This is a genomic window from Qipengyuania gaetbuli (assembly GCF_009827315.1).
Lineage (GTDB): Bacteria > Pseudomonadota > Alphaproteobacteria > Sphingomonadales > Sphingomonadaceae > Qipengyuania > Qipengyuania gaetbuli.
The window spans coordinates 2,150,236-2,159,575 of record NZ_WTYF01000004.1 but is presented as its reverse complement, the minus strand read 5'-3'; the positions used below and the strand labels follow the sequence as shown (position 1 = coordinate 2,159,575).

Here is a 9,340-nt window from a genome sequence, read left to right as displayed (position 1 = left end):
CGACGGAGCAAAGGCCACTACACAGGCGCTAATTTGCACTGTTTTCAGGCGAAAACGCCCCTGTTTTCCCCCGAAAGACGATAACTCGCGCGGCGGTCTTGCTCAGCAGGGGTTAATTGCGCAGTTTGCAGTTGCAAATACGGACCGAATTCGGGTCGTTCTGGGAGGAATTTTTCGCATGTCCATGGGTCGCGCCATCATCTCTTCGGTACTTGCCGTCTCGCTTGCCGCATGCGGCGGCGGGGACAGCCCCAGCGGTGGCGGCGGTACGCCGACCCCGCCGCCTTCCGGAGGCGGTACGGACACCTGCTCGCTATCGGCCCGGCAGGACTGGGTCCGCGGCGTACTCAACGAATGGTACCTGTTCCCAGACCTGCTCGACACCAGCGTCAACAAGGCGAACTATTCGGACGTCCAGAGCTATATCGACGCGCTGGTTGCGCCGGCCCGTGCGCAGAACAAGGACCGCTTCTTCACCTACCTGACCTCGATCAAGGAAGAGAACGACCTGATCAACAACGGTTCGAACGCCGGCTTCGGTATCCGCCTGATCTACGACACCGGCGCGAACCGGGTCTACGTCGCGGAATCCTTCGAAACCGGTCCGGCCTTCCCCGCAGGCTTCGATCGCGGGACGGAGATCATCTCGATCAACGGCCAGTCGGTCGCATCCCTGATGGCATCCGGCGGACCGTCGGCAGTCAGTCAGGCGCTGGGGCCGTCCGACCCGGGCGTGACGCGGACCTTCGTCATCCGCAATGGCTCCGTCGAACAGACCGTATCGGTTACCAAGACCGAATATGCGCTCGACCCGATCTCGGACCGCTACGGCGTCCAGATCCTCAACGACGGCACGGGCGAGGTCGGCTACGTCAACCTGCGCACCTTTATCGTGTCCGATGCCGGCCCGCAGCTGCGCGCCGCATTCCAGCAGTTCCGCGATCGAGGCATCACCAAGGTCATCCTCGACCTTCGCTACAATGGCGGCGGCCTCGTCTCGGTGGCCGAGCTCCTCGGCGACCTCATGGCCGACGGGCGCGAGGGCCAGGTGTTCTCGCGCACGGTGCTGCGCGATTCCAAGTCGTCGGAGAATTCGACCGCCCTGTTCCAGAACCAGGCCGAACAGATTGCCGCGACCAAGATCGCCGTCATCGGCCGCGCGGGCACTGCTTCGGCGAGCGAACTGGTCACCAACTCGTTCATTCCCTACCTCGGCGGAAATCTCGCGCTGATCGGCACCAACACCTACGGCAAGCCGGTCGGACAGTATGCGTTCGACCGTTCGGCCTGCGATGACCGCCTGCGCGCTGTGACGTTCAAGACCGTCAACTCGGCCGGCAATGGCGAATACTTCAGCGGCCTTGCCGGGGTGATGGACGCCACCTGCCGCGCGGACGACGGTATCTTCAAATCCTTCAGCGACCCGAGCGAGGCTTCGATCAGCGTGGCGCTCGACTTCCTTGCAGGCCGCAGCTGTACGGCGATCGCCGGTAGCGGTTCGGATCCGTCGGTCCAGTCGGTCGGCACGCGAAAGGAACTGCTGCAGCCGGCCTGGCCGACTGCCGCACAGCGCGACGTGCCGGGTATCTTCTGATCGCGCCTGACTAGGTCAGGGCGATGGCTATGGTCATCGCCCCCAGCCCCACCGACAGCGGGACACGCAGCGCCATCCACCAGCGCGGTGCAAGCGAACCGAGGCGCGCATCGACGCCGAGGCTGATCAGCAGGGCTGCGCCGAGCATGACCAGCGAGGGTTCCGGCCAGCGCCCGCCGAATGCCCATGGCAGGAAGCAGGCGAGCGCCACCAGGCTCGGCGTGACAGCGGCGATCCACAGCCAGCCCAGCGCCCTGCGCCGTTCGGCGGCCGGCGCGCCTGCGGCAATGCCCCACCACAAACCTCCGAGGAAGCTGAGGATGAGGGCCGCGTAGATTGCCGCGATACGCAGCGCCGGTTCGCGCCATTCGGGCGGGCCGAACAGCAGCGCGAACAGGCAGGCCGCCTGAGGCAAGAGGCCCGACAGGCCGAGCACCCGTGCAAGACCGGGAATCTCTCTCATCATTACCCTCCGCTGCGAACGAACCTTCGCGCCTTAAACCGCGTCAGGGTGTTTCAGGTCCCGAATAGGGCTGGAGGTCCGTCCACGCGCAGCCCGTGCGCTGCTCTTCGCCAAGCAGGAGCGTGACGGTGAAGGGATAGGTCCGGTCGCTCATCCCGTCAGAACATTCGCCCGGCGTCACGGTCGCATCGAACCGCTGCCCGTCCGCCATGCCGGAAAAGGCCACCCCGTTGAGGCCCGCAAACCGGCTGGTCGGGAACCGCAGCCCGTCGATGTTCTCCGGCGTCTTGTAGACGGCTTCGCCATTGGCGAGCTCCGCGCTCCAGAACGGTTCGGTGCCGGTCAGGTATACCGTCTCGCTCGCGGCAATGCCGTCGAATGCCTCGGTCTGCACCGGATTGCCCTGCTCCGCCCCGTTGCAGGCGCCGAGCAGGAGGAACGGCATCAGGGTCGCTGCGAGTTTCACAGGGCATCCTTCACATGGACATGGCGCAGGAAGGCCGCCGTCTCGTCCAGCGCGGCACGCCCTTCGGGGATCGGCAACAGCATCCAGACGTGCTGCATCCGCTCCGCCTCGCGGTAGACTGCCGGCGGCTCGCCCAGCGAGCCCAGCTTTTCGCGCAAGCGCCGCGCATCGGAGACGAGGATATCGGAGGTCCCGGCAAATACGGCCACAGGCGGCAGGCCGGAGAGATCGCCGAACAGCGGGCTCAGCCGTGGATCGTCGAGCGGCAGGCCGCCCGCATAGCGCACCCCGCAGGCTTCCAGCCCCGAGGGTGCCAGCATCTTGTCGCGCGGCTCGATGGCATCCATCCCCTCGCCCGACGCGGTAGCGTCCAGCCAAGGGGAGAATAGGACAAGGCTGCCGGGCAATGGCCGGCCGTCCCGCTTGAGGTCCTGCACCAGCGCCAGCGCCATGCCCCCGCCGGCACTGTCGCCTCCGACAGCAATGTTTTCGGCGCCCAATTCCCCCGCCAGCTCGTCATAGAGGGCGCGCATGGCGGGCAGCGTGGTGGTCACCGTCACTTCGGGGGCCAGCGGGTAGATCGGCACGCTGGCCGAAGCGCCGAGCCGGTCGCAGAGCGAGGCAATGGCCTCCCAGTGCAGCGCGGCGATATCCATGACGTAACCGCCCCCGTGAAAATAGAGCAGGTGCGGCGCATGCGGCTTCGCTCCGCCCAGGGGCGTCAGCGTCACCAGCGGGTAGCTGCGCGAAGTGTCCTCCTCGATGCGGAACCGCTTTTGCCACTTGGCAGCGGGGCGCGGCGATTTCGCCTGGCGCATCTTGGCAAGGCGCTCGTCCATGCGGTCGAGCTGGGAAAAGAACCGCTTGATGCCGAGCAGCGGCAAGGCAAGTTCGGCAAGGCGTGCACGCAGGCTGATCATCTCTCATCCTCTCCCCGCAATCGAGAAGCGGACGCTAGCGCAGCGTGGTCATGCTTTCCAAGTGTGTTTGCAGGTTCCGCCTCAGCGGCCGAAGAGGCGCGCTACGAAGCCGCGCTTCACCGGCTCGTCCTCTTGCCCGGTTTCGGCGACCTTGCGGCGCAGGTCAGCGCCGGTGAATTCCTTTACGTCCTCGACAGTGCGGCGGGCGATGAAATTGGCTGGGATGATCTCCGCCAGCCCGGTGGCTTCCTCGCTCTCGCGGTCCGCTGCCGGGTTGCGGGCACCGATACCGTGCACGCAGACGACATCGGGCCGCAGGTCGACCATCCCTGCAATCACCGGGATCCCGCCGGGAAGCCCGTGGATGGCGCATTCGCTGGCAACCGCCTGCTGGAACAGCAGAGCCCGCCACCAGCAGGCGACCACGTATTCGACATAGCGCCGCGGCGCGCTGCCGGGCGCATCGTCGCGGAAGAAATGGCGCTGCTTGTGAAACAGGAGGCGCGTGTTGAGGAGGTCCAGTCCCTCGCAATCGAGGTAGACTTCGATATCCTCGTCATGGCCGGCCCATGCGGGGCCATCCTCGCGCCGTGTTTCAGCGATGAGGCCCGGCACATCGGCGGCCGAGAACGCATAGCCCTCGTCCGAATAGAGGCCGAGCATCATGTAGGGCCGGTGCATCTGGCCCTTCTCGAAGGTGCTGTCCGCATCGTTCGCGATGGCAAGGGTCACGCCGGTAATCGGCTCGCCTTCGTGCAGCGCGATGGCCTCGACCAGTTCGGACCAGCCGGACAGCGACACGTGTTCCGGCGTGATCGCGAGGCATTCGCGCGCAAGGTCCGTATCGAGACCAGCAAGGGCCTGCGCGAGCAAATCGTGCGCCTTGTCGAGATCGCCCGCCTCGAACAGGTCGCGCAGACCGTCTTCCCAGCGTGCCTCACCGTCCGCGGCCGCGAACAGGCGCTCCAGTTCATGCATATCCTACCCCATCGTCCTCGCGAATGCCGCGGCTCTCCTAGCTGCGGAACATCACCATGGCGTTAACTCTAGGCAGGAACCTTTGCGCGCCGCTTACCGTGCGTCCTAAACAAGCGATGAAGCCGCGATCCGGTTAACCACGCAGAACGCGGAGGGAACCTCGCCACGGGCTTTTTCGTTCAACCGGCATGAAGTTCGCACCGCACATCATCGGAGCCTTCCTTCTGGTCGCCGTGGCAGGGGCCGTCAGCGGCGCAGCGATCGGCGACGCACCGATCCTGAAGCGCGAGACGCAGGACAGCCTGCCCGAAGCGCAGCCGTTTTCGGCGATCGACCAGGCCGCGCATTCGACCAAGCGCCCGCCCGACCAATACGCTCTCGAGACGCCCGAAGGCACGGTAGAGGTCGCCGAACTCTCGCTGCGCGGTCGCCTGCGCAACACGGCGCATGCCCATTGGTGGCGCGAAAGCGGCGAGGCCAGCGGGCCGGCTGCGGACTACGCTATCGAATATGGCGAGGAGGATCTTGTACGCCTCGCCCGCGAGGAAGCGCTGATCGCGTTTACCAGCCAACCGGAACCCCAGCCGCGGCCATCGTCCACGCGGGCCGAAGCGCCCATGACGCTCGCGGAGCGCCCGGCTCCCCCGCCCGCGCCCCGTCCGGCAGAGCAGGAAACGATCGGCAATGCCAAGACCATCGACGTCGCCGCCGCGCTCGCCGCGCAGGGGCGATAGGCGCTACTCGACCGGTCGCCCTTTCCAGGCGAACAGCAGGTAGGCGACCCCCAGCACGAGCAAGGCCGGCGCCATGTGCTGCGCGATCCACACGACCCGGAACCACACATCGTCCTGCGTGGAGAGAAACAGCGCGATGAAATGGCTGTGGTCCACGTTGGGCACGTTCCTTAGCGAACTGAGCGCGTGGTCACGGATATGCGCCTGTTGCACCAGCATGGCGGTGAGGAGGCCCATCCCGACGAGGTAGAAGGCGAAGGCCGCCACTCTCATCGCGAGCGCGGCGCGGTGGAGGAAGGTCCACACCGCCACGATCATGGCGAAATTGATGGTAATCACCATGCCGAGAAGCGCCGCGTAAATGGTGTGGACGCCCTCGATCACGTCGAAGAGTTCGCTCTCGTTCATCATGCCCCCCGTGGACTGCCCCGCTATCATGCCACAGGCTTTCCGCCGGACAAGGCCGGACGCAAAAAAGGGCGGCCCGCGAGGGACCGCCCTTCGTCATTGGAAAGCCCGATACTTACTGCGGCATCAGCACGGTATCGATCACGTGGATTACGCCGTTCGATGCTGCGACATCGGTCGCGGTTACGGTCGAGGTGCCGCCGGCCGCGTCGGTCAGGACGACGTTGCCGTCGACCACCTTGGCAGTCAGCGTGCCGCCATTGACGGTGGTGATCGTGTAGCCGGCCTCGCCCGCATCCTCGATCGCCTTGGTCAGCGTGGCGGCGTCAACATTGCCCTGCACCACGTGGTAGGTGAGGATGCTGCCGAGCGTTTCGGTGTCGTTCGTGGTCAGCTCGGTCAGCGTGGCTTCGGGGATCTTGCCGAAGGCGTCGTTGGTCGGAGCGAAGACGGTGTAGGGGCCGTCGCCCGACAGCGTTTCGCCGAGATTGGCCGCGGTAACGGCGCTCACCAGCGTCGAGAAATCGGGGTTGCCCTGCGCCACTTCGACGATCGTGCCGGCGGCGGCGGTCTCGTTGGCCATCTGGTCGGCCATCGCAGTGTCTTCGGCCGGTGAGGTTTCCTCGACGGGATCGCTGCAGGCGGCAATCGCGAGCGATGCGGCAGAGGCGAGCGCAATGGTCAGCTTTTTCATGTTCGTACCCTTTTATGCGTGTGAAATCAGCACATTCGCAGCCGGCCCACCCGGCTGGTGCTTCAAGATACGAACGCCCCGCCTGTTTGGATGTTTCGCGATTTCACAAAATCGTGACGAAGCGGGATTCGCTCGCGGCAGGGCGTGGTCCAGTGGCTCAAGCCGTCGAATAGCGGCCTTTTCCGAGCAGGATCGCAAGGAAGGCGAGCATGAACAGCGCGTCTCCTGCAAGGATCCAGCCGACGGCGGGCGGCTGCACGCCAGATGCGACCTCCGGCCCCATCAGCGCCACGACGCCAAGCTTGCCGAGCACGCCTGCCCACAGGACCGGCCTGAACCGCTCCACATCGCGCGATACGACGGCGTAAACGATGCCGAAGCACAGCACGAGCAGGCCGACCACCCGCGTTTCAACGGGCGCTCCGGGGCCGAACAGCGATCCGGCCCCGATCACGATATTGTAGAGTGCTGCCACGACCAGCAGCGGCTTTGCCCAGTTCATCCCTCGATCTCCCCCCTCGATCGATTGCTCTCGCCTACATCACCTTTTCAGGTCGCGGATCATGGCCATGGCGGTTGCTCTTGCCGAAATGCCGGTCGAGCCGCTGGGCCAGCGTCGTTGCTGCCTTGCGCGCCGCATCGTCCACCGTGGATGCACCCTCGGTCACGCCGATCGGGCGACCGCCGCGCGGGCGTGCCTCGATCGTGCACGCCTTGTCGTCATGGCCGTGCTTGTGCGCGTTTTCATCGTGGACGTGAATTTCTATCCGTGTGAGCCGTTCCTCGAACCGCGCCAACTTGTCCCGCACCTTGGTCTCGATGCGTTCGGCGACGTTTGCCGTGCCCATGACGCTGCTGTCGGAATTGAACTGGACCTGCATGGTGCGTGCTCCTCTCGGTTGTGGTTCTCTTACTCCGACATGGGGTGCGACGGGGCAATGTCAAAGCGATTTCGCCCCTTCTCCGAACCGCTTCGCCGGATCAGCGTCCGAGAGCCTTGTCGGCCAGGATCGTGTCCATGTACTCGCGCACCTCCATGATCCTTCCATCACGCATCCGGAAGACGAAGCAGTAGTCGTTGTCATAGCGCCCGCCGTCGACGGTTGCGGCATTGCCCTTGGCTATCACCGCCACGCGGTCGCCGTCGGCAAGGATCAGTTCGGCAGTGGTCAGATAGGGGCCGTCGATCCGCGCGAACAGCGGTCCGACAAGGTCCCGCTGGACCGCCTCCAGCCCCTTCAGGTGCTTCGACCAGGCGGAAGAGCCCATCACGCGCCACTCGATGTCCGGCGCGAACAGGGCGGTGAAATGGGTTGGATCGCCCTTGGCAAGTCCGTCGTAGGCCTTTGTGACAAGGGCACGGTTGCGTTCGGTTTCATCGCTCATCGCTCTCTCCTTGCGTAAATGTCGCTTCCGGCCCGCCCTCGCCTTCCAGCCCCAGCCGGCGCCCCCAGTCGATCCGCGCCAGCAGGACCAGCGCGCCCAGCATCGCCACCTGCAGCGCGATGCCGAGCGGGCTGGACAGCTCCTCTCGCAGCACCTCGCCCATGCTGGTGGAGCGGATGCCCTGCGCGGTCAGGCCGTAGACGGTATAGGACACCACGCGACCTGCAAAGAACGCCGCCGTGAAGGGCAGCAGCTTCAGCCGCGCCAGTCCGGCCGCCTCGAACAGCTGCGCCGAGGGCACCGGCGACAGCGCGAAGAGGCCGAGCGCCAGGAGACTGTTCCGACGCCGCCGTTCCAGCGCCTGCCGCGCGGCGGCAAGGTTGGCGTGGGTCTTCGCCGACAGGTACCGCGTCCCCAAGGCCCGCGTCGCGTGGGCAAGCAGGAACCGTCCGCTCGCCGCCGCCAGCGCCGCGAGGCCCACGAGCGGGGCCAGCGCCATGTCGCTGTTGAAGGCATAGAGCGCGATGATCGACCAGGTCGGCGGCCCGAAGGCGGGCAACAGGTTCACACCGAGCACGAGGGCGAAGAAGAGGAGATATTCTTCCATCGCCCGACCTTATCACTCCTCCGCAGTCTCTTGCGGGTTCCACGCCCAGCATTCCATCTCCACTCGCGCGCCCAGCGCCAGGCCGTTCACGCCCATGGCGGAGCGCGTGGGATAGCGCCCCTTCTCGAAATAGGTCGCGTAGATCGCATTGAAGGCGGGCCATTCGCTCATGTCGGCCAGCATCACCGTGCACTTGAACAGGTCCGCATAGCCCAGGCCATGCGCCTCCAGCGTCTTGCCGATGCGCGCGAACATGGCGCGCGTTTCGGCCTCGATCCCGCCGGGCACGACCGCGCGGCCCGTCTCGTCCGCGCCGATGTCGCCGGACAGGTAGAGCACATCGCCCACCTGCACCGCGCTGGAGAAGGGATAGGGCAGTTCCGAAGGCGTGAAGACCGGCGGCGCGGCGTCCTGCGCCAGCGCGGGCGTTGCCAAGGCTGCGAGCGCGAATGCGATGAGGCTGCGCATGGCTCAGTCCTCCCCGCCTTGCGGCAGCCGCGCGGTCACCTTGACCTCGACCAATGCCGTCGGTTCGTAGAGCGCACTGATGCCGATCGCCGTCCACGCCGGGAATGGCGCCTTGATGTAGCGGTTCTTCACCTCGGCAAAGGCGTTGATCTGGCCCGCAAGGTCGGTGTGGAAGGTCTCGATCTCGATCACGTCGTCCCAGCTCGCCCCTGCCCGTTCCAGCGTGCGGCCGATAGCGTCGAACACGCGCACGAAGCTCGGCTCCATGCCATCGTCGCCCTCCACCGGCACCGCGACCACGCCCGACAGGATCACCGTGTCGCCGTGGATGACCGCATCGGAATAGCCGACCGCCTCGTGGAAGGCGCGCGCCTCGTCGCTTTCGGGCATCAGCGTGCGCTTCGCCTCCTGCGCCTGCGCGCAAGTTGCCATTACGAGCGCGGCGAGCGCCCCTGCTAATGCTGTAGTTCGTGTCACCGGCACCTCCCCTGTGGTCGCGACCGCAAGGAGACTGACGCGGCAGGCGAAACTGTCAAGCGCGGGCGGAACAGGTGGAACAGGGCCCAGGGACGAAAAGCCCCGCAACGTCACTGTCGGGTGGCCAGTGTCACTGCCTCTCGGC

The 9,340-nt window shown here is 65.9% G+C and carries 14 protein-coding genes; 2 read left to right on the top strand and 12 right to left on the bottom strand.

Features of this window, described 5'->3' with window-relative positions:
- Positions 1-178 precede the first annotated feature (178 nt).
- Complete coding sequence (locus GRI42_RS13115; RefSeq protein WP_160608912.1) at positions 179-1,594, top strand: S41 family peptidase; 1,416 nt, start codon at positions 179-181, stop codon at positions 1,592-1,594.
- 10 nt (positions 1,595-1,604) lie between these two features.
- Here GRI42_RS13115 and GRI42_RS13110 read toward each other — a convergent pair whose 3' ends face one another.
- The 4 genes from GRI42_RS13110 to GRI42_RS13095 form a co-directional block, all read right to left on the bottom strand.
- Positions 1,605-2,060: a DUF3429 domain-containing protein gene (locus tag GRI42_RS13110; protein WP_234033954.1), complete on the bottom strand. Its 456-nt coding sequence runs from the start codon at positions 2,058-2,060 to the stop codon at positions 1,605-1,607.
- 40 nt (positions 2,061-2,100) lie between these two features.
- Complete coding sequence (locus GRI42_RS13105; RefSeq protein ID WP_325065337.1) at positions 2,101-2,523, bottom strand: COG3650 family protein; 423 nt, start codon at positions 2,521-2,523, stop codon at positions 2,101-2,103.
- Complete coding sequence (locus GRI42_RS13100; RefSeq protein ID WP_160608910.1) at positions 2,520-3,443, bottom strand: alpha/beta hydrolase fold domain-containing protein; 924 nt, start codon at positions 3,441-3,443, stop codon at positions 2,520-2,522. Before GRI42_RS13100 ends, GRI42_RS13105 begins: the two co-directional genes overlap by 4 nt.
- Positions 3,444-3,524: 81 nt before the next feature.
- Positions 3,525-4,421, bottom strand: a complete 897-nt coding sequence (locus GRI42_RS13095) for a hypothetical protein (protein ID WP_160608909.1) — start codon at positions 4,419-4,421, stop codon at positions 3,525-3,527.
- A gap of 188 nt (positions 4,422-4,609) precedes the next feature.
- Here GRI42_RS13095 and GRI42_RS13090 point away from each other — a divergent pair, with 188 nt between their 5' ends.
- Positions 4,610-5,155, top strand: a complete 546-nt coding sequence (locus tag GRI42_RS13090) for a hypothetical protein (protein WP_160608908.1) — start codon at positions 4,610-4,612, stop codon at positions 5,153-5,155.
- Positions 5,156-5,158: 3 nt separating this feature from the next.
- Here GRI42_RS13090 and GRI42_RS13085 read toward each other — a convergent pair whose 3' ends face one another.
- The 8 genes from GRI42_RS13085 to GRI42_RS13050 all read right to left on the bottom strand — a co-directional run bounded on the left by GRI42_RS13085 (position 5,159) and on the right by GRI42_RS13050 (position 9,195).
- Positions 5,159-5,566: a hypothetical protein gene (locus GRI42_RS13085; protein ID WP_234033953.1), complete on the bottom strand. Its 408-nt coding sequence runs from the start codon at positions 5,564-5,566 to the stop codon at positions 5,159-5,161.
- A 112-nt stretch (positions 5,567-5,678) separates the two neighbouring features.
- Positions 5,679-6,257 (bottom strand): fasciclin domain-containing protein, encoded by a 579-nt coding sequence (locus GRI42_RS13080; RefSeq protein ID WP_160608906.1) that lies wholly within the window; start codon positions 6,255-6,257, stop codon positions 5,679-5,681.
- A 157-nt stretch (positions 6,258-6,414) separates the two neighbouring features.
- Complete coding sequence (locus GRI42_RS13075) at positions 6,415-6,759, bottom strand: hypothetical protein (RefSeq protein WP_160608905.1); 345 nt, start codon at positions 6,757-6,759, stop codon at positions 6,415-6,417.
- 34 nt (positions 6,760-6,793) lie between these two features.
- Positions 6,794-7,138 carry an HPF/RaiA family ribosome-associated protein gene (locus GRI42_RS13070; protein WP_160608904.1) on the bottom strand — a complete coding sequence of 115 codons (345 nt, stop codon included), beginning with the start codon at positions 7,136-7,138 and terminating at the stop codon, positions 6,794-6,796.
- Positions 7,139-7,238: 100 nt separating this feature from the next.
- Complete coding sequence (locus GRI42_RS13065) at positions 7,239-7,643, bottom strand: nuclear transport factor 2 family protein (RefSeq protein WP_160608903.1); 405 nt, start codon at positions 7,641-7,643, stop codon at positions 7,239-7,241.
- On the bottom strand, positions 7,633-8,250 hold the full coding sequence (locus GRI42_RS13060; RefSeq protein WP_160608902.1) for a hypothetical protein: 618 nt from the start codon (positions 8,248-8,250) through the stop codon (positions 7,633-7,635). The genes GRI42_RS13065 and GRI42_RS13060 overlap by 11 nt, the downstream gene beginning before the upstream one ends.
- A 12-nt stretch (positions 8,251-8,262) precedes the next feature.
- A complete protein-coding gene (locus GRI42_RS13055) occupies positions 8,263-8,718 on the bottom strand; it encodes a RidA family protein (RefSeq protein WP_160608901.1) in 456 nt (151 codons plus the stop codon).
- Between the two features lie 3 nt (positions 8,719-8,721).
- Positions 8,722-9,195: a RidA family protein gene (locus GRI42_RS13050; RefSeq protein WP_160608900.1), complete on the bottom strand. Its 474-nt coding sequence runs from the start codon at positions 9,193-9,195 to the stop codon at positions 8,722-8,724.
- Positions 9,196-9,340: the final 145 nt, after the last annotated feature.